Annotated in this window: 20 protein-coding genes; 15 read left to right on the top strand and 5 right to left on the bottom strand. The window is 61.6% G+C overall.

Annotation, left to right across the window (positions count from 1 at the left end; translation table 11 throughout):
* Nucleotides 1-6 precede the first annotated feature (6 nt).
* From ACKFRT_RS05495 to ACKFRT_RS05455, 9 genes are all read left to right on the top strand, one after another.
* Nucleotides 7-1,002, top strand: coding sequence for a PhoH family protein (locus ACKFRT_RS05495; protein ID WP_296215499.1), 996 nt, complete (start codon nt 7-9; stop codon nt 1,000-1,002).
* Between the two features lie 77 nt (nt 1,003-1,079).
* Nucleotides 1,080-1,637 carry an rRNA maturation RNase YbeY gene (gene ybeY / locus ACKFRT_RS05490; protein WP_296215497.1) on the top strand — a complete coding sequence of 186 codons (558 nt, stop codon included), beginning with the start codon at nt 1,080-1,082 and terminating at the stop codon, nt 1,635-1,637.
* Nucleotides 1,638-1,672: 35 nt separating this feature from the next.
* On the top strand, nt 1,673-3,094 hold the full coding sequence (locus tag ACKFRT_RS05485) for a hemolysin family protein (RefSeq protein WP_296215495.1): 1,422 nt from the start codon (nt 1,673-1,675) through the stop codon (nt 3,092-3,094).
* A gap of 64 nt (nt 3,095-3,158) precedes the next feature.
* Nucleotides 3,159-4,115 carry a GTPase Era gene (era, locus tag ACKFRT_RS05480; RefSeq protein ID WP_408926067.1) on the top strand — a complete coding sequence of 319 codons (957 nt, stop codon included), beginning with the start codon at nt 3,159-3,161 and terminating at the stop codon, nt 4,113-4,115.
* A 188-nt stretch (nt 4,116-4,303) separates the two neighbouring features.
* Nucleotides 4,304-5,014: a DUF4282 domain-containing protein gene (locus tag ACKFRT_RS05475; protein WP_408926047.1), complete on the top strand. Its 711-nt coding sequence runs from the start codon at nt 4,304-4,306 to the stop codon at nt 5,012-5,014.
* 3 nt (nt 5,015-5,017) lie between these two features.
* Complete coding sequence (locus ACKFRT_RS05470; protein WP_408926046.1) at nt 5,018-5,404, top strand: DUF4282 domain-containing protein; 387 nt, start codon at nt 5,018-5,020, stop codon at nt 5,402-5,404.
* 33 nt (nt 5,405-5,437) lie between these two features.
* Nucleotides 5,438-6,187 carry a DNA repair protein RecO gene (gene recO / locus ACKFRT_RS05465; protein ID WP_408926045.1) on the top strand — a complete coding sequence of 250 codons (750 nt, stop codon included), beginning with the start codon at nt 5,438-5,440 and terminating at the stop codon, nt 6,185-6,187.
* A 170-nt stretch (nt 6,188-6,357) separates the two neighbouring features.
* Nucleotides 6,358-7,029, top strand: a complete 672-nt coding sequence (locus ACKFRT_RS05460) for an isoprenyl transferase (protein WP_408926066.1) — start codon at nt 6,358-6,360, stop codon at nt 7,027-7,029.
* A gap of 116 nt (nt 7,030-7,145) precedes the next feature.
* A complete protein-coding gene (locus ACKFRT_RS05455) occupies nt 7,146-8,246 on the top strand; it encodes a VIT1/CCC1 transporter family protein (RefSeq protein WP_296215571.1) in 1,101 nt (366 codons plus the stop codon).
* A 46-nt stretch (nt 8,247-8,292) separates the two neighbouring features.
* Here the strand turns inward: ACKFRT_RS05455 and ACKFRT_RS05450 are convergent, their stop codons facing one another.
* Nucleotides 8,293-8,727, bottom strand: a complete 435-nt coding sequence (locus ACKFRT_RS05450) for a Fur family transcriptional regulator (RefSeq protein WP_408926044.1) — start codon at nt 8,725-8,727, stop codon at nt 8,293-8,295.
* Nucleotides 8,728-9,396: 669 nt separating this feature from the next.
* Between ACKFRT_RS05450 and ACKFRT_RS05445 the strand changes: the two genes are divergently transcribed.
* The 3 genes from ACKFRT_RS05445 to ACKFRT_RS05435 all read left to right on the top strand — a co-directional run bounded on the left by ACKFRT_RS05445 (nt 9,397) and on the right by ACKFRT_RS05435 (nt 13,164).
* Nucleotides 9,397-10,776 (top strand): glycine--tRNA ligase, encoded by a 1,380-nt coding sequence (locus ACKFRT_RS05445; RefSeq protein WP_408926043.1) that lies wholly within the window; start codon nt 9,397-9,399, stop codon nt 10,774-10,776.
* A 2-nt stretch (nt 10,777-10,778) separates the two neighbouring features.
* Entirely contained in the window at nt 10,779-11,390 is a 612-nt protein-coding gene (locus ACKFRT_RS05440; RefSeq protein ID WP_408926042.1) for a hypothetical protein, read from the top strand.
* A gap of 193 nt (nt 11,391-11,583) precedes the next feature.
* Nucleotides 11,584-13,164, top strand: a complete 1,581-nt coding sequence (locus ACKFRT_RS05435; protein WP_408926065.1) for an inorganic phosphate transporter — start codon at nt 11,584-11,586, stop codon at nt 13,162-13,164.
* A gap of 228 nt (nt 13,165-13,392) precedes the next feature.
* Here ACKFRT_RS05435 and ACKFRT_RS05430 read toward each other — a convergent pair whose 3' ends face one another.
* Complete coding sequence (locus tag ACKFRT_RS05430; RefSeq protein ID WP_408926041.1) at nt 13,393-15,387, bottom strand: TPM domain-containing protein; 1,995 nt, start codon at nt 15,385-15,387, stop codon at nt 13,393-13,395.
* A 50-nt stretch (nt 15,388-15,437) separates the two neighbouring features.
* On the opposite strand from ACKFRT_RS05430, the gene ACKFRT_RS05425 reads away from it, so the two are divergent.
* Both ACKFRT_RS05425 and ACKFRT_RS05420 read left to right on the top strand, forming a co-directional pair.
* A complete protein-coding gene (locus ACKFRT_RS05425; protein WP_367116718.1) occupies nt 15,438-16,061 on the top strand; it encodes a YdcF family protein in 624 nt (207 codons plus the stop codon).
* A 40-nt stretch (nt 16,062-16,101) separates the two neighbouring features.
* The gene (locus ACKFRT_RS05420) at nt 16,102-17,400 is read left to right on the top strand and encodes a deoxyguanosinetriphosphate triphosphohydrolase (protein ID WP_408926040.1); all 1,299 of its coding nucleotides are present in this window, start codon (nt 16,102-16,104) and stop codon (nt 17,398-17,400) included.
* 52 nt (nt 17,401-17,452) lie between these two features.
* Here ACKFRT_RS05420 and ACKFRT_RS05415 read toward each other — a convergent pair whose 3' ends face one another.
* Both ACKFRT_RS05415 and ACKFRT_RS05410 read right to left on the bottom strand, forming a co-directional pair.
* Entirely contained in the window at nt 17,453-17,926 is a 474-nt protein-coding gene (locus tag ACKFRT_RS05415; RefSeq protein WP_408926039.1) for a ribonuclease domain-containing protein, read from the bottom strand.
* A gap of 10 nt (nt 17,927-17,936) precedes the next feature.
* Complete coding sequence (locus tag ACKFRT_RS05410; RefSeq protein ID WP_408926038.1) at nt 17,937-19,706, bottom strand: GMC oxidoreductase; 1,770 nt, start codon at nt 19,704-19,706, stop codon at nt 17,937-17,939.
* 168 nt (nt 19,707-19,874) lie between these two features.
* On the opposite strand from ACKFRT_RS05410, the gene dnaG reads away from it, so the two are divergent.
* A complete protein-coding gene (dnaG, locus tag ACKFRT_RS05405; protein WP_035002039.1) occupies nt 19,875-21,848 on the top strand; it encodes a DNA primase in 1,974 nt (657 codons plus the stop codon).
* 280 nt (nt 21,849-22,128) lie between these two features.
* Here dnaG and ACKFRT_RS05400 read toward each other — a convergent pair whose 3' ends face one another.
* Nucleotides 22,129-24,033, bottom strand: coding sequence for a hypothetical protein (locus ACKFRT_RS05400; RefSeq protein WP_408926037.1), 1,905 nt, complete (start codon nt 24,031-24,033; stop codon nt 22,129-22,131).
* Nucleotides 24,034-24,131: the final 98 nt, after the last annotated feature.

Below are 24,131 nucleotides of genomic sequence, written 5' to 3'. Positions count from 1 at the left end.
ATACACATGACGTCTACCAATTCCGCCCGGTCGCCACGCCCCCGCGTCGCCAGTTCTACCGTGGAGCTAGACCCGGATTCGATCGTGGCCGTCGCCGGACCGGCAGATGAGAACCTGCGGGTGCTGGAGCATGCCTTCGACGCGGACATCCTGACCCGCGGTAACCGCGTGACGATCCGCGGCGAGGCCTCCGAGGTCTCCCAGGCGCGCCGGGTGTTGCAGGAGATGATCAACCTGGTCGATCGTGGCCATGTTGTGGACGCAGCCGCCACGAAGCGGGCGATCACGTTGGTGGAAAAGCAGGCTCCGGCACTGGTTTCCAGCAGCGACGTGGCGCCGATCGTCTCTTATCGCGGCAAGACCGTGCGCCCGAAGACCCCCGGCCAGCGGGACTACGTAGAGGCCATCGACGACGATGCCATCGTGTTCGGCATCGGCCCGGCCGGTACCGGTAAGACGTACCTGGCGATGGCTAAGGCGGTGCAGGCCTTGCAGTCCAAGGAAGTAAACCGCATCATCCTCACCCGCCCGGCCGTGGAAGCGGGAGAGAAGCTGGGTTTTCTGCCCGGCACGCTGAGCGACAAGATCGACCCTTACTTGCGCCCGCTGCACGATGCGCTGCGGGAGATGGTGGATCCAGAGACGATCCCGCGGCTGATGGATACCGGTGTGATCGAGGTTGCGCCCCTGGCTTATATGCGCGGCCGCACTCTCAACGATTCTTTTGTGGTGCTGGACGAGGCACAGAACACCACTCCGGCGCAGATGAAGATGTTCCTTACCCGCCTGGGCTTCGGCTCCAAGATGGTGGTCACCGGGGACTTAAGCCAGGTGGATCTACCGAACCGGCAGGAATCCGGTCTGAAAGTTGCGCACCGAGTGCTGCAGGGGGTGGATGGAGTGTCGATCATCAACCTGGATTCCGACGACGTGGTACGCCACCGCTTGGTCTCTAAGATCGTGGAGGCCTACGGAACCTATGAGATGGAGAACGAAATCTAGCGCCGACAATTACCGGCCCGCACCGGCATGCAACTGCAAAGCACAGGCAAGCACAAGTAAAAGAGGCAAGCACCCCCATGAGCATCGAAGTTTTTAACGAATCCGGCCGCGGCGAGGTCAACGAGGAAGAGTTGATCGACGTTGCCCGCTATGCCCTGTGGACCCTAGACGTTCACCCGGCCGCCGAGCTATCCATCCACATTGTCGACCTGGAAACCATCGAGGACCTGCACGTTCGTTGGATGGATCTGCCCGGCCCGACCGATGTGATGAGCTTTCCCATGGACGAATTGACTCCCGGTTGGGGTCGCAAGGATGCAGCGGAACCATCCCCGGCGATGCTGGGCGACATCATGCTGTGCCCCGACTTCGCGGAGGGGCAGGCCACGCGCGCGGGCCACTCCCTGGCTCACGAGCTGGACCTGCTGACCGTCCACGGCGTGCTGCACCTGCTGGGCTTCGATCATGTCACCCCGGACGAAGAGCAGAAGATGTTCGCCCTGCAGAACGAGATTCTGGCGAACTGGTACGACTCCCAGGAGGAACGCGGCGTGAGCTTCGCGCCGAAGCCGTCGGGTGCGGGTGCATTCCCCAGCGCCGCAGACCGCGACGATACTCAGAATGACGATAACTAGAAATAGCACCTAGGAAGATCTAGAAACCCCACACGATGACAATCGACATCCCCTTATCCATCCCCTTCGCAATCCTGGCGCTCTTCCTCGGCGGCGTGCTTTCGCTGGTAGAGACAGCCGTATCCTCACTATCCGCCGCCCGAGTAGAAAACTTGGTGAAGGAGGATCGCGCGGGCGCGCCCCGGCTAGTGCGTGTGCTCGAGGGGCGTGCCGGACACATCAACCTTCTGGTGCTGCTGCGTACCATCTGCGAGGTCTCCGGAGCGGTGCTGGCAGCTTCCGCCTGCGTGGAGCTGATGGGCTCGCGCGGCTGGGCCTTCGCCACGGCCATTCTGATCGTCACCTTGCTGACATTCATCTTGATCGGTGTGCTCTCGCGCACGCTCGGCCGTCAAAACCCGTACACAATCAGCCTGGCCACCGCCCCGATCCTGCTGGGGCTGTCCAAGCTGCTGGGACCCATCGCCAGGCTGCTGGTGGGCGCGGGTAACGTGCTGACCCCCGGCCGTGGCTTCCGCAACGGTCCCTTCGCCTCTGAAATCGAGCTGCGCGAGATGGTGGACATCGCCTCCGAGCGTGGCGTGGTGCAAAACGACGAGCGGAAGATGATCCAGTCCGTGTTCGACCTGGCCGACACCTCAGCTCGCTCTGTGATGGTGCCGCGCCCGGAGATGGTGTGGATCGAGGCGGACAAGACCGCAGGCCAAGCCACCAGCCTGTGCGTGCGCACCGGTCTTTCCCGCCTGCCCGTGGTGGGCGAGGACGTGGACGACATTGTGGGCGTTATCTACCTCAAAGACCTAATCGCAGAGACCTATCACCTGACTGACGGCGGCAGCTCCACCCTGGTGCGGGACTGCATGCGCCCTGCGGTATTCGTGCCGGACTCGAAGAAGCTGGACGACCTTCTGGAGGACATGCAGCGCGACCAGGTGCACATCGCGATGCTCATCGACGAGTACGGCGCGGTGGCCGGGCTGATCTCCATCGAAGACATCCTCGAGGAGATTGTTGGCGAGATCACCGACGAGTACGACGTATCTGAGCAGGCACCGATTGAGCCGCTGGAGGACGGCACCTACCGGGTGCAGGCGCGCCTGTCCCTGGAGGAGCTGGAGGAACTGTACGAGGACGTAGAGTTCAGCGACGAACAGCATGAGGAAGTGGATACCGTCTACGGCCTGGGTGCGTTCGAGCTGGGGAGGGTGCCGATCCCAGGGACGGAGATCTCCACTGCGGGCTTGCACTTCCGCTACGAAGGTGGTCGTGACCGTCGCGGGCGCGTGAAGATTCGCTCTGCGGTGGTTAATCGCGAGCAGCGGGCTAACAGCGCGGGTGAGACTGGGGATGCCTCCGCCAGCGCCACGGACATTGCGGGTCGCGATGGTGAGGCAGCGGAGGGGAAGGCCGTGGCGGCGTCTACAAGAAACAGCGCTAGCGATAAAGAACAGCGATAGGGGATACTTGATGACCATGAACGATCCTTACATCCCCGAAGATCCCTTCGACCCGGCTGCAGGCATGCCCTACGGTGCGGGCGTGGCGCCGGAGGACATGGAGGTGCCGGAGGAATACCGCGCCCCGGTGGGCTTCCGCTCCGGTTTCGTGAGCTTCGTTGGCCGCCCGAACACCGGCAAGTCCACGCTGACGAATGCGCTGGTGGGGGAGAAGATCGCCATCACAGCGGACCAGCCAGAGACCACCCGCCACCCGATCCGGGGCATCGTGCACCGCGAGGACGCGCAGATCATCGTGGTGGATACCCCCGGCCTGCACCGCCCACGCACGCTGCTAGGCGAGCGGTTGAACGAGGTGGTTAAGGAGACGTATTCGGACGTGGACGTTATTGCGATGTGCGTCCCGGCGGACGAGAAGATCGGCCCGGGGGATCGCTGGATTGTGGACGCGGTGCGTGCCGTGGCTCCGAAGACGCCCCTTATCGGTGTGGTAACCAAGCTAGATAAGGTCTCCAAGGATCAGGTCGGCGCGCAGCTACTGGCGCTGCACGAGCTGTTGGGCGGGGCGGACGTAGTGCCGGTTTCCTCTACTAAACAGGTGCAGTTGGACGTGCTGCTGAACGTCCTGCGCGACCAGCTGCCGGAGGGGCCAAAGTTCTACCCGGATGACCACGTGACCGACGACGACCGGGATACCCGCATGGCAGAGCTGATCCGCGAGGCCGCGCTGGATGGTCTGCACGACGAATTGCCGCACTCCGTGGCCGTGCAGATCGAGGAGGTCGTGCCGAACCCGCAGCGCGAGGGCGTGTTGGATGTGCATGCCGTGATTTACGTGGAACGTGAGGGGCAGAAGGCTATCCTGCGCGGCAAGGATGGGCGGCGCCTGTCGCGCATCGTGCACCGCTCGCGGTTGGAGATCATCAAGATGCTGGACCAGAATATCTATCTAGACGTGCACATCAAGGTAGCGAAGAACTGGCAGTCCGACCCGAAGCAACTGGGACGGATGGGGTTCTAGCCGATTACCGGCTGTGTTTCCGCCGGTGCGCAGTAGGGAAATGCGATAAATTAGTTCTATCGAACGCTTCAAAGGCCTTAAGTAGTTGCCTATGTTGACGATCGAATGTAATTAACTCGCACGTTTCATGGCGCATTATGCGCCCCACACCCGGCGCCGCTACCAGCGCCACCAGAAAGGGCTTACTCGTGACTACCCCGTCTAACCCCTACGGTTCCGAAGAACCCGGCAAACACGCAGCAGACGGTGCGGACAACGCTGCCGACAACGTAGCTAACAACGGCGCAGACTACGGCGCTAATTACGGCACTGGCAACGATGCTGGCTACGGCGCAGACTACGGAACTGCCCAGAACCAGACTCCAGACCAGACCCAGGACTACTCCCAGGGCTTTGGTCAGTACGACTCCAGCCAGTTCTCCCAGCAGGATCCGTACGGCCAGACGGACCAGACCGCCCAGTACGACCAGTTCGGCCAGGCGGACCAGTACAACCAGACCGCTCAGCCGCAGGGCGCCCCTGGTTTCGCCGCCTACCCAAACCAGCAGATGGCCAACACCACCGGTGTGGACAAAGACGGTTTCTTCTCCGCCCTGTTCGACTTCAGCTTCACCCGCTACGCCACCCCATCCGTGGTGAAGGTTCTGTACGTACTGCTGATGATTGTCGTGGTGCTGTTCCTGCTGCTGATTCTGATCGCTGGCCTGGCTGCCCTGACCGAGGACGGTTCCGCGATCCTCGTCCTGCTCATCGGTCTGCCGCTGGCAGGTCTCGGCGGGATCGCATGGCTGGCCTTCTACCGCGTTGGCCTGGAGGTTGCTATCTCCGTCATCCGCACTGCCCAGTCGGTGCAGTCCATCGACGAGCGTCAGGCGCGTAACTCCACCAATGGGAGCTAGGCCATGGGAAACGAATCTTTTCTTTCCGGGCTTTTCGACGTTAGTTTTCAGAAGTACATCTCGCGGCCTTTCCTGCGAGTGCTGTACATCATCGCGATCATAGTGATCGGTCTAAACCTGGTGCTGTCGATCCTCAGCACGTGGGGCGTGGTGACGGTATTCGATGTCTCCATGATCAATGAAGCTGCTGTCGGCGCGAACGAAGAAGAGCAGCAGTCGGCTACCTTCAGCATCAACTTGATTCCAACGATTTTGGTCCAGACGTTGATCGCTATCATCATGGCGCTGGTCAACCTAGTGATGATTCGCATTAGTTTGGAGATTTTTCAAGCGCTTGTGGCTATTGCCGCTGCGTGGGGTCGCATTAAGCAGCGGGGCATGCAGCTTTAGTGCTCTAGTGCATTAGCGCTATACTTGCTGCCTATGAGTAGAAGGTCTCGTCCCAGCTTCCGGGACGAGGCCTTTGTTCTTCGCACCTACAAACTCGGCGAGGCCGACCTAATCCTCGTCCTGCTCACCAAGGATCACGGCCTGATCCGCGCTGTCGCGAAGGGGATCCGCAAGGCCCGTTCCCGCTTCGGCGCCCGCCTGGATCGCTTCTCGCGCGTGGACGTGCAGATTTACCCCGGCCGCTCGCTGGCCAACGTCACCGATGCCGCCACTGTCGCCACATACGCCTCGCCGATCGTCGCGGACGTCGATCGCTACTACGCGGGCGCGGCGATGCTGGAGATGGCCCAGGTCTTCGCCGCCGAGCCTTCGTCGTCGCATTCGGTCTTTTTACTTTTAGACGCCGCACTCCAGCAGCTCACCACCTCAGCCCTCCCACCGGTCAGCGTGGCGGACGAGTTCGTGCTGCACGGGCTGGACATTGCCGGTTGGCAACCGAGCCTGGTCGACTGTGCGCAGTGTGGGAAGCGCGGCCCCCACCGGGCCTTTCATCCGGCGGCCGGGGGTGCGGTGTGTGTGACGTGTAGGCCGCCCGGGGCGTTCACGCCTCCGTCGGCGGCGGTGCACGTGTTGTGGTTGCTGAAAATGGGGCGTCATACCCAAGCAGCGCAAGAAATCCGCGACCAGCAGGGGCAAGGCATCGCGGCTACCGCGCACCGCCTGCTGCTGGCACACGTGCGGCAGCAACTAGAGGTCGGATGTCCGGCGTATGCGGCGCTGTAGGGCATGGCGGGGGAGTAAACGGGAGTATGCGAGAGCTGGGGAGGCAGCAGTGGGGTATGGGGAGGTCGCGGGCGTGTGGCAAAATGGTTGGGGTGAGTAGCACCGAATATCCGCACGTGGACCGCTCCGAGATTCCGCTGGAGCTGCGCCCCAAACACATCGCGCTGGTGATGGACGGCAATGGGCGCTGGGCCGAGGAGCGCGGGATGGTTCGCACCGAGGGGCACCGCCGGGGTGAGGCCGTATTGATGTCCCTGGTTGAGGAATGCATCGAGCTGGGCGTGGATTACCTTTCTGCCTACGCATTCTCCACCGAGAACTGGCGCCGCTCGGCGGACGAGGTGCGCTTCCTGATGGGCTTTAACCGCGACGTATTGCGCAGGCAGCGCGATTACCTAAACAGCCTGGGCGTGCGCATTCGCTGGGTGGGGCGCCGCCCGCGATTGTGGCGCACCGTGATCTCGGAGCTGGAGCAGGCCGAGGAGCTGACGAAGGATAACACGACCATGACCTTGGGCATGTGCGTGAACTACGGCGGTCGCGCGGAGATCGCGGATGCAGCCCGCGGGATTGCCCAGGACGTGCAGGCTGGTCGGTTGAAGCCGCGACAGGTGAACGAGAAGACGTTCGCCCGCTACCTGGACGAGCCCGACATGCCGGACGTGGATCTTTTCTTGCGGCCGTCGGGAGAGATGCGAACTTCGAACTTCCTGCCGTGGCAGTCGACCTACGCGGAGATGGTGTACCAGGACGTGCTCTTTCCGGATTACACGCCGAACCACCTGCGGGCGGCGGTGCTGGAGTTCGCGAAGCGCGACCGGCGGTTCGGAGGCGTGAAGTGAGCGATGCGGGTGGCACTGGCGAGCAGCCGCAGGCAGAGGGCGAGCAGTCGCAGGCAGAGGGCGGCCAGCCACAGGCAGAAGGCGGCCAGCCGCAGGCAGAGCCAACAAAGCGACAGATCGCACGCTGGCAGCAGTACCTAGCTAACGAGCGCGCGGAGGGCGCCGTGTACCGCGAGCTGGCACGCAAGCGAACCGGCGAGGAGCGCGACATCCTGCTGGGGCTGGCCGAAGCGGAGGCGCGGCACGAGGCGTATTGGAAGAACCGCCTGGGCGAATACGTGGGCTTGCCCCGCAAAGCCAGCCTGGATACCCGCATGAAGGCGTGGATGGCACGGCGCTTTGGGTCGGTGTTCGTGCTGGCGCTAATGCAGTCCTCGGAGCAGCGCAACGAATATATTTCTGATGATGATGCCGCAGACCAGCTCGCGGCCGACGAGGCGATTCACGCCGAGGTTGTCCGCGGCCTGGCTGCCCGCGGTCGTGCCCGCATGTCGGGCGATTTCCGCGCGGCGATCTTCGGTGCAAATGATGGATTGGTTTCCAACCTGGCCCTGGTGCTGGGCATGGTTGGCACGGGCGGATCGTCCCACCTGGTGCTGGTCACAGGTATCGCGGGTCTGTTGGCCGGTGCGCTATCGATGGCTGCGGGCGAGTACGTCTCCGTGACCTCGCAGAAGGAGTTGCTGGGGGCAAATGCCCCGGATCCGAATGCCAGCCGTTCGTTGCCGAACCTGGATGTGAACCAAAACGAGCTGGCGCTGGTGTATCGCGCTCGTGGCATGAGTGAGGAAGAGGCCGCCGCGCGCGCCCGCCGGGTTTTCGATTCCATCATCGAGACGAACCGGCAGGTGGGGGAGCAGCCCTTCGACGCAGAGAAGGTTGGTACTGTGTCCGCGCAGGGCGCCGGGGAGAGCATGGTGGAGCACGCGGCTCCCGAACACGAGGACGGCGGCTCCGGCTTGTCCGCTGCGGTGTCTAGCTTCCTCTGCTTCGCCGTCGGCGCCTTGATCCCGGTGCTGCCGTACATCGTTGGGCTGTCCGGCTCCACCGCGGCGATCGTCGCCTGCGTGCTGGTGGGCCTAGCCTTGATGTTTACCGGCTCTGTGGTGGGCTTGTTGTCTGGCGTGGAACCGGGGCGACGCGCCTTGCGTCAATTGCTTATCGGTTTCGGTGCCGCCGGGGCGACGTATCTGCTCGGCTCACTGTTCAACGTCTGACGGGGAGCGCTGCACGTCTGGCGCTTCACGTCTAACGTCCCGCGCTTTAGTTGTCGGTTGCCTTCTTCTGGCAGTCGCCGCACAGGCCAAAGATCTCGGCGGTGTGGCCAGATTTCTCGTAGCCGAACTTCTTGGCGGTCTCCGCGGCCCACGCCTCGACGGGGCCGCCGTCGATCTCTACCGTGCGGCGGCACGAGGTGCACACAAGGTGGTGGTGGTGATCGTCGGTGGCGCAAGCGCGGTACAGGGTTTCGCCGGAATCGTCGTGGAGCGTATCGATCGCACCCGCGTCCGCCATCTGCTGCAGGGTGCGGTACACGGTGGTTAGTCCGACCTTGTGGTCGTTGACCAGCAGTTTCTGGTGAATGTCCTGGGCGCTGCAGAACGTAGTGAGCCCGTCGAGAACCTCTGCCACCGCGCGTCGTTGGCGGGTGTTGCGTTGGCCGATCTTAGGAATTTTGCTGGTCACTTGCGTGCTCACTGTGAGCTGGCTCCTTGTGCGGGGTGGGTTAATAAGTGAAAGGTGAGGCTGCTCTGCGATATGTATCAACCCTAAAGCTCTTGCGGACAATTTTCAATAAGGTTTCGATAAGTCGCGGTTCGGTGGCGTTTTCTAGGTCTTTTTCCGAGAAGCTGGCTGTGGGGATGGCGGGTCAGTGGCCGGGTGATGGCGAGGCAGTGGCCGGGTGATGGCGGGGTAGTAGCGGGGTGGGAACGGAGTGGCGACGGGGTGGCGACGAGGCGGTTGAGGGGGTCTACCAGCGGCAGCAACGGGGCCGGAAAATATGTGCGCATCAATGTGTTCCAGACGCTTGACTTTCTAGAAACCCGCGGGCTACATTTAAGGCAGTTCCCTTGGGAGCGTGCGTAATCCCCCCCCCTCGCAGCTCCCAGCTAAAGGGAACAGGCCCCATTCTCTTTACGAGGAAAGCGTGGCCGGAACCCGCGGTATTTACCCCCCCTAACCGCGGGTTCTTTTTTATTTTTATTAACGCCCCTCTTTCGGCTCCTTCCCACGCCTCGTTCACCATCAGGGCTGCACCCCGATCGTTGGCTTTTACCTGGGACAGGCTAAGATGTGGGGCACGACAGCTGCAAAGCTGAACCTGCACATCTTGAAGCACATCTCGACCAAGGAGACACGCCAACCATGGCAAGCACCATCGATTCCGTCGTTAACCTAGCCAAGCGCAGGGGGCTGGTGTATCCCTGCGGCGAGATTTACGGCGGCACCCGCTCCGCCTGGGATTATGGCCCGCTTGGCGTGGAGCTGAAAGAGAACATCAAGCGCCAGTGGTGGCGCCACATGGTCACCTCTCGCCGTGATGTTGTCGGCCTGGATTCTTCCGTGATCCTGCCGAAGCGGGTCTGGGAAGTCTCCGGGCACGTTGAGGTCTTCACCGACCCGCTGGTTGAGTCTCTGCACACCCATAAGCGCTACCGTGCCGACCACCTGCTGGAGGCGTACGAGGAGAAGCATGGCCACCCGCCGGAGAACGGCCTGGCCGACATTAACGACCCGGAGACCGGCCAGCCCGGCGCCTGGACCGAGCCGAAGGCCTTCTCTGGCCTGCTAAAGACCTTCCTGGGGCCGGTGGACGACAAGGAGGGGCTGCACTACCTGCGCCCGGAGACCGCGCAGGGTATCTTCACGAACTTCAAGAACGTGATGACGACCTCTCGTCAGAAGCCGCCGTTCGGTATCGCGCAGGTTGGTAAATCTTTCCGCAACGAGATCACCCCGGGTAACTTCATCTTCCGTACCCGCGAGTTCGAGCAGATGGAGATGGAGTTCTTCGTCAAGCCGGGCGAGGACGAAGAGTGGCACCAGTACTGGATCGATGACCGCCACCAGTGGTACATCGACCTGGGTATCAACCCCGATAATCTGCGTCTGTACGAGCACCCGAAGGAGAAGCTGTCCCACTACTCCAAGCGCACCGTCGACGTGGAGTACGCCTTCCACTTCAATGGTTCCAAGTGGGGTGAGCTAGAGGGTGTGGCCAACCGCACCGACTACGACCTGCGCGTTCACTCCGAGGGCTCGGGCGAGGACCTCAGCTACTACGACCAGGCTGCGGAGGAGCGTTGGATCCCGTACACCATCGAGCCCGCCGCCGGCCTGGGCCGTGCGATGATGGCCTTTCTTGTGGACGCCTACACGGAAGAAGAAGTACCGAATGCAAAGGGAGGTACCGATACCCGCACGGTACTGAAGCTGGACCGTCGTCTAGCCCCCGTGAAGATCGCAGTTCTGCCGCTGTCCAAGAAGGAAACGCTCACACCGACCGCGGAGAAGGTTGCCGACCAGCTGCGTGGCTTCTGGAACGTGGATTACGACACCTCCGGTGCCATCGGCCGCCGCTACCGCCGCCAAGACGAGATCGGCACGCCGTTCTGCGTGACCGTCGACTTTGACACCCTGGAGGACAACGCGGTGACGGTTCGCGAGCGCGACACGATGGAGCAGGAGCGTGTGAACATCGAGGATCTGCAGAGCTACTTCGCCGAGCGACTGGCGGGCTGCTAAGCATGTCGAGTGACATCCGCTGGGGGTTGCCGAGCGATGGGCACACGTTTCCCATCTACGAAGGTCCCAGCAATGATTTGGTGAAAGTGGCGGAGTTCGCCGACGAGCGCGGGGTGACAAACATCCGCTTCGGCGGCGACACGTGGCAGTTGCATGGCCCCGAAGACAGCAACGCCAGCAATGCCGGCAAGGCCAGCAATGACCGCAACGCCAGAGACGGCGGCGTCGATAAGAACCCGACCGCGTCGGCGACTACCCAGACGGGCACGTGGACGGTGACCGGCAACGGCAAGAGCTTCGGCAAGTCCGACCGCTACGAGGTGCGGGCCGATCGGCACCACATTGCGATCATCGCGGAGACGAAAAAGAACTTCGTGCTCGACATCGATGGCGAAAAGGTGGGGCAGTTCACCAGCGAAAACCGTGGTCTGCGGAACCTTCACGTGGAGTTCGAAGGGGCAGGGGAGAAGCTGCCGATCGACGTGCGCGTGTTTATTTCGTGGGCGGCGCGGCTGTGCATGGAAACGCGGATGATTAGCTCCTCGTGGGCGGTCACCATCGCGTTGCTGCTATGCATCCCGATCGTCGTTCTCTACTGGATTGGGTTCGTTTAAGAGCGTATTTAAGGGGTGCTTAACAGAAGCTAAGGGTATGTCGAGATTTCCCTTGAAGTTTACCTGTGGTTCACCTGTGGCACCCGTTTCTTTTACCTCCGTGGAGCAAAGTGTCTTTGGTCTGACATCTTGACGTTTTGGAGGAATCTTGTCGACGACAACCGATACGGCCGCACCAGCCTCGGCCAAGGGCATTAACCCATTGCCCGAAGAAGGGAAAAACACCTGGTGGCACCTGTTCTTCGGTGGCCTCATGGCCATCACGCTGGTGACCTTCAGCCTGTGGGCACACGACTACGTCGGCGAGAACGCTAGCCTTATCGTTCTGCTGACCACCATCATCTTCGCCATTTTCATGGCGTTCAACATCGGCGGTAACGACGTTGCCAACTCCTTCGGTACTTCCGTGGGTGCGGGCACGCTGAGCATGAAGCAGGCTCTGGTTGTCGCGGCGATCTTCGAGGTCTCCGGTGCAGTCCTGGCCGGTGGCGAGGTTACAGACACGGTGCGTTCCGGCATTGTGGATCTAGGCGCCATCGACAACCTGGATCCGATGGACTTCGGCTACATCATGATGGCCTCCCTGCTGGGCGCGGCTGTCTGGCTGCTGGTTGCCACCCGCATGGGCTGGCCGGTTTCCACTACCCACTCCATCGTCGGCGGTATCGTCGGTGCGGCTCTGACCGTTGGCTTCATTACCGGCACCGGTGGCTGGTCCATGGTGCAGTGGGGTGCGGTTGGCAAGATCGCCATCTCCTGGGTTCTGTCCCCGGCACTGGGCGGCGCAGTTGCCTTCCTGCTGTACGGCGCAATTAAGCGCGGCATCTTGGTCTACAACGACCTGGCGGATCAGAAGCTGGAAGAGATCAAGAAGGAAAAGAAAGAGCTGAACATTCAGCACAAGATTGCCTTCGGCAAGCTGAGTAAGGAAGAGCAGCTGGATCTGACGGACTCCATGATTCGCGACTCGACCACCATGCGTGAGGATGACTGGTCTGAAGAGGATCTGGAAACGGATTACTACAAGAAGCTGCACCGCATCAACAAGTCTGCTGAGAGCGTTGAGGCTCACCACGCCCTGGATACCTGGGTGCCGCTGCTGGCTGCCGGTGGTTCCATCATCATCTCCGCGATGCTGCTGTTCAAGGGCTTGAAGAACATGAACCTGGAGCTGTCCAGCCTGGGCAACGTTCTAATCATGGGCATGATCGCGGCGGTTGTGTGGATGGCCGTGTACATCTTCTCCCGCACCCTGAAGAAGCAGGCTCTGAGCCGCTCTACCTTCCTGCTGTTCAGCTGGATGCAGGTGTTCACCGCGTCTGCTTTCGCATTCAGCCACGGCTCCAATGACATCGCTAACGCGCTTGGACCGTTCGTTGCAGTGCTGGACGTGCTGAAGACCAACACCATCTCTGAGGAATCTGGCGTGGCACTGCCCGTGATGGTTGCGATGGGTGTTGCTCTGATCTCCGGCCTGTGGTTCATCGGCCGCTTCGTTATCCGCACCGTGGGCTCCGGTCTGACCAAGATGCACCCAGCTTCCGGCTTCGCTGCAGAGCTATCTGCGGCGGCTGTGGTTATGGGCGCATCCGTGCTGGGTCTGCCGGTTTCCTCCACCCACATCCTGATCGGTGCCGTCCTGGGTGTCGGCCTGGTCAACAAGGACGCTAACTGGGGTCTGATGAAGCCCATCGCCCTGGCTTGGGTTATTACCCTGCCGGCCGCCGCAGTCATCGCTGGTGGTACGGTCTCCGTTCTGCGCGTGGTCTTCTAAAACTAAATGCTGGGGGCGGCTCACCGCTGCGTGCCCGGCGTGGGCTACAAAGGTTAAGGCGCCCGCCCTTCGGGGGCGGGCGCCTTTTTGCTGCCCGGAGAATGCGGGGGCGCCAGAATGCGGGGCGCTTGCTCGAGTGGTTCCGAGATTCGGGTCTTCTGTCTTGGTGGATCCGAAGAGTCGAGCTAGGCATGAAAGCCCGGTAAAGCCCCGGTCTAGAAGCTAGGTCTAGAAGCTAGAGGAGCCGCTGCCGCCGAAGCCTCCACCGCCGCCAAAACCGCCGCCGCCGAAGCCTCCGCCGAAGCCGCCTCCGAAACCACCGTTACCGCTCAGCAGCGAGCCAAGCACCATGCCTGTTACAAAGTTGCCGCTGCCGCCGCGGTAACCGCCGTAACCTCCGTAGCCCCCGCCGTTGCGTCGGTTGAAGTCATCGATATCTTTGCGTGCCTGCCGCGTGGCTTGCTGCGCCAGCTGGCTAGCTCGCTGCGCGGAACGCAGCGCCCGCTTCGGATCCCCGGTGCGCAGCTGTGCAGCCTCATCCAGTGCCGCTCGCGAGGCCTGCGCGGCCGTGCGAGCATCCACACCAATGATCCGTCGGCGGTTTCGAATCAGATCCTCCACAGCCTCCAAGCGCTGGGACACATCCGCAATGGTGCGATCCACCATGTTCACTGTCCGGGCAAAGTCGTTGGCCTTGCCGCGGGCCTCGTCCAGCTGAATATCCAGCGCACCATCGGCCTCCAGCAGCTCGGAGTAGCAGCCCAGCGGGTCCGCAGCCCCCTTTGCCCGCGCCCTCTCCAGTGCCTCTCGTGCCTGCCCCACAGCCGAATGCAAAGCCTTTCGGTCCAGGTCTGCCCCGGACTTATCCAGCTGCCCAGCCTCGGCGATTTCGTCTTCCACCTCGGATATCAGCGCCGGCAGGTTGGACTGTGCCGAGCGCAAGTGCTCCTCCGCGCGCTCCACCGCCAGCAGCTGCGAATCCGCCTGCTGCAGCGCCATCCGCGCCGCACCCAGGGCGTCGATCAATCCGCCCTGCTGCCCGGCCGGCTTGTCCAGCAGACCGCGCGCCGTATCCAGTGCCTTCTCGGCCTCTGCCACCTCGTCCTCGGCCACGTCCGGGTTGTGGCGCACGGATTCCAGCAGTTCTGGGTCCACGCGCGTCTCGGCATCGCTGAGGATCTCCCGCGCGTTCGGGATACGGCTGTGCAGGCTAATGCTGGTCTGCCGCAGTTTCTCCACCAGCTCGGGCGCGTTCATCAACTTCTGGCGCAGCTCCGCAAAGCGCGCCGCCTGGCTGTCCAGATTGTCGTCTGCTTGCCCGCAAGTAGAAACGATTTCGATTAGCAGGTCGCGCTGCTCCGGCTCGGTCGTTACCAGCCCAGAGCGCAGACGCTCGTTCATCGAGTACGCCTTGTTCAGCGTGTTGCGGCTGTGCTGCAACGCCTTGGCTAGGTCGCGGGTACGCTCCTCGCCGAATTCGCCACGCGCCACTGCCAGCTCTTCATCGCCCTTGCGGATGGATTCGTCGGTGCTATGCAGCTCCTCGTCCGCCAGCTCGCGCAGCACCTCAGTGGGCTGCTTGTACAGGTCGTCGACGTTGCCCGGGTCGATCTCGCGGGCCGTGGCCAGTTGCTGGGCGTGTGTCTTCTTCCGATTACGACGGGTCCATACGAATGCGCCCGCACCAGCGCCAATCACGCCCACCGCCCCGGCGCCCATCCACGCCTTCGTTGCCGTGGATGTCTTACCCTGCAGCTTGTCCGCCGCAGCTTGCGCGCCGCCGGCCCAGTCGTCGTCGGCGAAGTGCTTTCGTGCCGCGTCCTGCAGCTTCTCTGCCTCGCTAGTCTTTACCTTAGGCCCGGCGGCGTAGCCGATCTGCCGCGTTTCGGTGGCCACTGCCAGCACGATGACGTTGTCGGTGCCGTCCTGGTCCCGTAGCTGCTCGGCCATTGCATTAATGCTGTCTGGCGCAGTCGGGACGAAAACGATGTAGAGCTTCTTTCCGGATTCTTTGGTTGCTTCTTTTAAGGACGCCGTGATGTCCGTTTTTTCCTTCTCAGACAACACCCCGGACTCGTCCACGAGCTGGGATGTTAGCTTCACCTCGCTGGTAGTGGTGGCAGCTGTAGCCGAGGGGGCGTCCACAAGAAAAGAGCCAAATCCGAGCACGGCGCCGGCGGCCAGGATCGCCAGGAAGCGGGTGGGGGAAAAAGTCGGTTTCATACAGCCCACCTTAACCAAAAAAGAAGGGGAAACCGCGTATGGTTTGGCGCATGGCCTTATCACGTAATCCGGTGCAGCGCGCGGTGAAGTATGTCCTCATCGCGCTGCTGACGATCGCCCTGGTGGCGGCGGCGGTATTTGGTGTGACGGCATTCCAGATCTGGTACTTCGCACGGGCGGACGATAGGCGCCCGGCGGACACGATCTTCGTGTTGGGGGCAGCGCAGTACGGCGGCAACCCCTCGAACTGGTTTGCTTCCAGGCTGAACCACGCCGCGGAGCTGTACCAGCAGGGCGTGGCGCCGACGATCGTTACCGTTGGTGGCAAGGCGGAGGGCGACATGTACACGGAGGCAGTCGCGGGGAAGAACTACCTGGTGCAGAACTTCGACATCCCGGAGTCTGCGGTGGTGCCGGTGGAAGAAGGTGCGGACACGCTGCAGTCTGCGAAGGCTTTTGCACAGGTGGCGGGGGATAATGGGTGGCAGACGTCGGTGGTGGTCACGGACCCGGCGCACTCGCTGCGCGCCACCCGCATGGTGCGGGATCAGGGGCTGGGGGCGTGGGCGAGCCCCACTCGCCAAGGGCCGTCGGTGTTCACCCGCAGCTCACAGTTCAACTCGATCATGCACGAGACGTTGGGGATGCTGTACTACCAGGCAGTAGAGAAATAGCAAGGAAAGTGGAGCAAGCGGAGAAGTAAAGAAAGTAGATATGCGTTACCCATATAGCGATCACGACCAGCAGCGGCGGCTGCCGGACCGGCCGAAGACTCTGGGGTTGCCAGGGGCAGTGGTGGACGGGCGCGATAGCTTCGACCGAGATAGGGCGCGCGTGCTGCACTCCGCGGCGCTGCGGCGGCTGGCGGATAAGACGCAGGTTGTGGGGCCGGGGTCGGGGGATACGCCGCGCACGCGGCTAACACACTCGCTGGAGGTGGCGCAGATCGCCCGCGGGATCGGCAAGACCCTCGGCGCGGATCCGGACTTGACGGAGCTGGCGGGGCTGAGCCACGACATCGGCCACCCGCCGTATGGCCACAATGGCGAGCGCGCACTGGACGAGGCGGCCGCCGACTGCGGGGGCTTCGAGGGCAACGCGCAGACGTTGCGTATTTTGGCGCGGCTGGAGCCGAAGGTGCTAGCGGCCGGGGCGGGCACAGAGCCGGCCGCGCCGGTCTCCTATGGTTTGAACCTCACCCGCGCTAGCCTGGATGCAGCCTGTAAGTACCCGTGGGGTCCGATCGACGAGCACGGCAACAAGCGCGCCAAGTATTCCGCGTATGCCGAGGACGTGGAGGCCCTGACTTGGATTCGCCAGGGCGCCCCGGAGGGGCGGAAGTGTCTGGAAGCGCAGATCATGGACTGGTCCGACGACGTGGCGTACTCGGTGCACGACGTGGAGGATGGCATTCTTTCCGGTCGCATCGACCTGAACGTGCTCTGGGACCTGGTGGAGCTGGCAGCGCTGGCGGAGAAGGGGGCCCGCGTGTTCGGTGGCACGCCGGAGGAGCTATTGGAGGCAGCCGATCGCCTGCGTGCCATGACGTTGGTTTCCCGGGCGGCGGATTTCGGTGGCTCTATGCAGGACCTCGCGGCATTGAAGGCCATGACGTCCGAGCTGGTTTCCCGCTTCGTCACCGCCGCCGTGACGGGCACCCGGCGGCAGTTCGGTCAGGGGGCGCTGGGTCGCTACGCTGCCGACCTGGTGATTCCCGAGTCGGTGCAGGCGGAGGTCACGCTGCTGAAGTCCGTCGCAGTGCTTTACGTGATGGATGAGACCCAGCACCTGGCTAACCAGCAGCGCCAGCGCGAGCGCATCTTTCGCGTCGCGGACTACCTGTGGCGCGGCGGCTCGGGCGCGCTGGACCCGATGTTTGCGTCGTGGTTCCACGCCGCAACGTCCAACCGCGAGGCACTCCGCGTCATCATTGACCAGGTTGCGTCGCTGACGGAATCCCGGCTGGAGCGGTTGGACAAGCGAGCCAGCGGGATCAGCGCCGCCTGGGCTTAGCTGGGCGCAGTCGCTCGCGCTTCCAGTGCTCTGGAGTCGTGTCGAGCCCCAGCTAGTCCTCCGCGTCGGGTATGGAGCAGAAGCTTTCGAAGTGGTCGGACGTGTAGTACCACACCTCCGGGTCCGTCTCCGTGCCCCCGCCGACGACGATGCGGCGCTCTCCGCGGTGGTTGATCCCCGGAGTCCTTACCGTGTATTCGCGGTAGTAGCTGCCCTTTTCCTTCGGCAGCAGGCCCTCGTAGTTGCCGAAGTGCTTGCCGTCGGCCTCTCCATCGTCCGGCGGGGCGCCCTGCAAAATATCGTCGATCTGTTTCTTGGCCTCCGGCGGGAGGGTGTCAACGGCGCAGGTGTCGGCGTCATTGCTAGAAACACCAGAAGCCGCACCATCGTTTCCGCTGTTTCCATCGGCTCCATCGTCGCCTTGTAGCCCGAACCAGCCAGCCGCGACAATTGCCGCGCCAACGACCGGGGTGGCGTACTTGGCCCACTTTTTGGGCAAGGGGCCTTGCTTACTTCCCTGAGACATAGGGAAGAGTTTAGAGCACGCGCAGAGGCAGGCGAAGAGCGGCTGGAGCGTCGTCTGGAACCATCGGATTCTTCGGCTGTACTGGGTCGATACGCCGGTAGCCGTCGGACTGCGGCGGGCGCGGGTCGGCCTCGCCCTTGTTCGGCCACATGGCGGCGGCGCGTTCGGCATTGGCCGTAATGGAAAGGGATGGGTTCACGCCCGGGTTGGCGGTAATGGCTGAACCGTCGGTGATGAACAAGCTCGGATAGCCCCACGCACGGTGGTAGGGGTCCACCACGCCGTGCTCAGGAGAAGAGCCGATTACGCAGCCGCCCAGGAAGTGTGCGGTCAGCGGGATATTAAAGACCTCCGACCACACGCCACCGGCCACGCCCTTCGGCAGCATCTTCGCGAGGATGCGGGTGGCGGCGTTGCCCTCTGGGATCCATGTGGGGTTGGGCTCGCCGGTGCCTTGTTCGGAGCTCAGCATGTTGAACGGGCCGACCTTGCGCAGGAACGTGCGCAGCGAGTTATCTCGGGTCTGCATCACCAGGTTGATGACGGTGCGCTGCGACCACCTGTTGAGGTTAATCAGGCGCGGAATGGCTTTGTACTGCAGGAAAATCTGCTTGATGAACTCCAGGATGCGCGGCTGCAACTTATCGCCATCGGTCATCAGGGTCTGCAGCAAGCCCATGGCGTTGGAGCCCTTGCCGTAGCGAACCGGCTCGATGTGCGTATCCGGGGCGGGGAAGTAGGAGGAGGTGATGGCCACGCCCTCTGAGAAATCCGTGTCGGGGGAGTAATTGGAGCGATTCGCGCCCAGCAGTGCTTCGGAGTTCGTGCGTGTGAGGTGCCCCAGTTTGTCCGACAGCTTCGGCAGGTTGCCATTGGCCTTCTGGCGGTGCAACAGGTTCTGGGTACCCCAAGTGCCTGCGGCAACCACAAGATTATCGGCGGTAAACGTGCTGGTTTGGGGGTTGCGTTTGGTGATCGGCCCGGTCTGCTTGGCCTGCACGGTCCACGTGGTTCCGTCGAAGGTAATGTCCGTGACGGTGGTGCGGTCGTGCACCTTCGCCCCACCTTTTTCGGCCAGGTAGAGGTAGTTCTTCAGCAGGGTGTTTTTCGCGCCGTGACGGCAGCCGGTCATGCACTCGCCGCACTCGTGGCAGGCGGTTCTATCGGGTCCGACGCCACCAAAGTAGGGGTCGGCCACAGTCTCCCGCGGCTTGCCTTTCAACCCGATCTTTTCTCCAAAGAAGACTCCGACGGGAGCCATGCGGAATGTGTGGCCCACGCCCATCTCCTCGGCTACCTTCTTGGAATAGACATCGGCGGGGGTCATTGTGGGGTTTTCCACCACGCCCAGCATCTTTTGTGCCTGCTGGTAGTAGGGGGTGAGCTCGTCTTCCCAGTCGGTGATGGTGTTCCACTGCTTGTCGTTAAAGTAGTCCTCGCCCGGCTTATAGAGCGTGTTCGCGTAGTTCAGCGAGCCGCCGCCGACCCCCGCGCCGGCGAGGATCATCACATCCTTGAGCAGGTGGATGCGCTGGATGCCGTACAGACCGATTTGCGGCATCCATAGGAAGTCCTTGAGGTGCCAGGAGTTCTTGGCGAACTCTTCGTCCTTGAAGCGGCGGCCAGCCTCGAGGATGCCGACCTTGTAACCCTTCTCCACCAGGCGCAGGGCGGTGGTGGAGCCGCCGAAGCCAGAGCCGATGATCAGCACGTCGTAGTGGGTGGAGGAGTTGCCGGTGGCCTGCGATTCAGCCTGCGGGGTGGCCTGCGATTCAGTCATGGGAGTGGTCCTTCGTGTTATTGCAGTGTGACGTAGATCCTATTTTGAACACGTTAGCGCCCGGTTCTGTCGCGGTGTGTTGTTTGTAGAAAATAGGTTGTATAGGTTGTGACGGTCGCCGATCTGGGACTCCCGGGGGACGTCTGGGGGTTGTACTAGCATGTGGCTATGGCTAAGGGCAGGATTCCGGAGCGGGATATCGAAGCAATTCGAGAGCAAACCCCCATCGAAGAGGTAGTGGGGGAGTATGTGCAGCTCAAACCGGGTGGCGTCGATTCCATGAAGGGCCTTAGCCCCTTTAAGGACGAAAAGACTCCCTCGTTCCACGTCCGCCCGAACCACGGCTACTTCCACTGTTTCTCCACCGACCAGGGCGGCGACGTCTTCAAGTTCCTTATGCTGATGGAACACATGTCCTTCCCCGAGGCCGTGGAGGCGTGCGCCGAGCGCATCGGCTACCGCATCAACTACGAAGGCGGCGGGCCGGGCAACCGGGAGGAGCCCGGTACGCGGCGCAGGTTGGTCGCCGCGAACAAGGCGGCCTTTGACTTCTACCGCAAGGAGTTTCTTGGTGACGCCGAAGGCGCGGACGTTGCCCGTAATTTCCTTTTGGAGCGAGGTTTCACCCTGGAGCACGCTGAGCAGTTTGGCTGCGGGTATGCACCAGCCGGGTGGGATCGGCTGACCAAGCATCTGCAGCAGAAGGGTTTTTCTTTCAAGGAGATCGAGGCGGCGGGTCTGGGTCGCATGGGAAAGCGTGGCCCGATCGACCGCTTCCACCGTCGCCTGCTGTGGCCTATTCGCTCGGTCAGTGGCGATGTGATTGGCTTCGGTGCCCGCAAGCTCTTCGACGATGACAAGCTGGGCAAATATCTGAATACACCAGAGACGATGCTGTACAAGAAGTCGAAGGTGCTGTTTGGTATCGACCAGGCGAAGCGAAATATCGTGGCCAAGCACCAGGCCGTAGTGGTGGAGGGCTACACGGATGTTATGGCCATGCACGCCGCCGGGGTGGATACCGCCGTGGCTGCCTGTGGCACCGCGTTCGGTGGGGAGCACTTGGCAGCCCTGCGGAGGTTTATGCTGGACGACCAGTTCTTCCGCGGAGAGATCATTTACACCTTCGACGGTGATGAGGCCGGACAAAAGGCAGCGATGCGTGCCTTCGAGGGGGACCAGCAATTCGCAGGTCGGAGCTATGTGACGGTCGCACCGGGCGGGCAGGATCCCTGTGATGTGCGCATTAAGCGCGGGGATGCGGCAGTACGTGAGCTGGTGGCCTCCCGCATTCCGATGTTCGAGTTCGTGATCCGCACGCTTATCGCGGATTACGATACGGCCAGCATTGATGGCCGAGTGCACGCATTGCGGCGCATGGTGCCGGTGCTCGCGGGAATTAAGGATGAGGCGCTGCGCGATGAATACGCGCGCCAGGCCGCGGGCTGGGTGGGCTGGGATAACCCCAATGATGTTCTGGACGAGGTGCGCAAGGAGGCGCGAAAGTCCGGCGGACAGCGGCCTAACCTTAAGCTGAAGAAGGGCGCCGGCCAGGCTAATGGCGTGGCAACCCAGAGTGGTACTGGCGCTGGCGGTGCAGGAAATGCAACCGGCCCCAACTTGCACGTGGTCAAGGGCATGGAACGCCCCAATCCGAACGATGACTTTTTGGAAGGTCCGCGCGAGGTAATGAAGCTAGCTTTGCAGGAACCGCAGCTGGCTTCCACCATTTTCGACCTCATGCCCCCGGAGAGCTTTGTGCATCCGACATACGTGGCGATGGCGGAGGCGGTGGCGTCGCTCGGAGGGGCGGCGAACAACGACGGTGGGCCAGGTTGGATTGAAAAGATCGCAACCCAGATGCAGGACCCGATGGGGGCGGCTGTGGTTTCGGAGCTGGCGGTGGAGGATCTGCATTGCCCGCCGGAACGGCTGCCCTATTACGCCGATGCGATCATGGCGCGGATGCAGGAACGCTGGGTGGGCAGCGAGATCGCGGATATGAAGTCCAGAATGCAGCGTATGCGCCCCGACCTGCAGAAAGAGGAGTACAACGCGCTGTTTGCGGATGTGATTGCACTGGAGAAATACCGACGCTCGCTGCATGAGCGCGCGGCGGATTTCGGCGACTTTACGCGCTAGTAAAACTGCTAGGAAAACTTATGCGCTAACGCTTCTTCTTAATTCAAATCCTGTAGCGCCACTCGATCGCGGTTCCATCCGCACCTGGATGGTTGATGTTGCCGATCATGGCATTTATCCCGCCGGTACAATACTGAACATCCGCACTCGGCGTTGGGCTATCTCAGCCCGGGCAGGTATACAGAGAATTGGAAGAAGGAACAGCAGGCAGTCGCTTAAGCCTACTGCCCCTAATTCTCAGACCACCCCAGCATGGGTATCTGACCTCGGGTGATAGCGATCAAGAATTTGGTGCATAGCCGGTGTTGAGGTGTTCAAGCTGAATATATGCAGGCAGGAAACCAGTAACGGGATGATACCCAGTCGCCGTGACCCACGCTGAAACGTCGGTTATTTGGTTAGCATCGATAACCTCGCACGTGACATGTGGACCGATAGAGTTTTCGGCAAGAACCGCATTCACTGCGAGGGACAATTCCTGATTGACAGCCACTCTGTCTGCGTATTCAGACTCGAACGCGACCGCCACCCTAATCAGATGCCTTCCACAGGCAGAGGTTTTTCTAGCATGAGCAACCCCGATCCATGACAGGCCTTTAGTGCAACAGTGGCGCAGAGCTCGGCGAACGGCGGCGAGCGCGACCGCCTGATTTGTGGCAGCTATTGATCGTGCCCCTAACGCACGGGGCCATAAGACGGGGAGTTCCAGCGACGTGGCCTGTGGTGCGGGTGAAGCGTTGGGAGAGGAAGTGCTGACGCCGGCCTGTTTCTGCGGATCGAACCACAGTAACTCAATCGGGAAGTCCGTAAAGGAATCGATGCCCAGGTCACCGAGAACATCACACACGTCATGTGCCACAGTGCCGAGTGGCGCCTGCGCATCGATCTCAACTGTCAACAGTGGTTGATGAATGGAACCTTCCACAGCGGAGATGCTATTGGCATGCACGCTAAGCACGGAACACACTGAACTTGCGGTGCTGCCGGATGCGAGACCCCAAGTGCTGAGAGATTCCCAGATCAGCGCCGGTGTTACAGCTGCGGCGAGACAATCAGGATCAGCCATCGCCTTTTCCTGTTGTAACTTAGAAACAAGTTCCGATGATGCGAGATAGCCGCCGCGGTGAATTGCACGATCGACGATGCTTGTTCCTGGGATGAAGCGGCGTACCCGGATGATGCCGCTATCTGGGAGCCGACGAATACTGAGCGAAGTCCGTTGGGGAGGTTCTCTCAGTGCGTCATCGGCTGTGCGGGCGGCGCTGTCACCCAACACCTGCGTTAAGGATTGGACAGGGAGAAGATCAGTGCTGAGCGGGATCCGGTACAGAATGATTGGCGTTTCTTCAGCATCCGGTTCATGGACGGTGCTAGGGAACGCCTGGTGGAAAATGATGTTCTGGAATACCGCCCCACAATGAACGCCACTTCCGCATGCGCTAGCGAAGGCCTGTGCCCGGTCAACGATGTGCCTCAACACAGATTCTGTGAAAAGAGGATCATCTTTCTGAACGTGCAGGGTGATCACCGGAGTGGTGGTTGCAGAGTCATCATTAACTTTAAACGCCACGCTATAGGCGAGGCGGCCACAACCGAGAACTTCCTGGGTGTTTAGAGAATCCGAACGAAGATCCTTTACATACTTCCGAGTTAGTTCCCGTACCACCGCGCCCGTGAAGTATTCACGAACAGCAAGAGCTAGCAGCCCTAATGACTCGGCCACATTCCAGGCAGGAAGATGTTCTGAAAGAGCCGATCCTATTGCGGAGTTGCTGAGGCGCTGAGCTGCAGCTAGTGCTGCCTTGGGACTGTAGTCGGGGCGGCGATCAGTGGCAGACGAGTGCCTGAAGGCGTGGTTCTTGCTCTCGCACGCGACATCGCTGACATCCAGGATGGCGAAGTCATGGTCGAGGAGCTCATAATGCGTTAAGCAGAGCTGCTGGTAGTACACATAATCCAGCACAGATTCATCACTAGGAGCTCCGGCTAGCAACCACTGGATATGTGTGTACTCACGCTCAATGTCTTCGAATGTTGTGGCGCGTCCCCCGGCGCTCTGGATCAAGATTCTTCCGGGAGAATCCCCCGGAACAACAGCCAACGCCTGGCAGTTTCGTGGGATGGCTAAACCACTGGTCCACGCTGCAATTCCAATCCAGCGCGCATAGTCAATGGACATGGTCATTTCGCCAGTTTAACCTTTTGGTTTGCAGTGGAGTGTTTTAATATTCTCTTGCCTTCCAGGGAAGGGACCTACTTCGTAGAGCTGATGAACAACATAAT

It is taken from the genome of Corynebacterium jamesii (assembly GCF_046097395.1).
Taxonomy (GTDB): Bacteria; Actinomycetota; Actinomycetes; order Mycobacteriales; family Mycobacteriaceae; genus Corynebacterium.
This window is presented reverse-complemented; position numbering and strand designations above follow the sequence as displayed.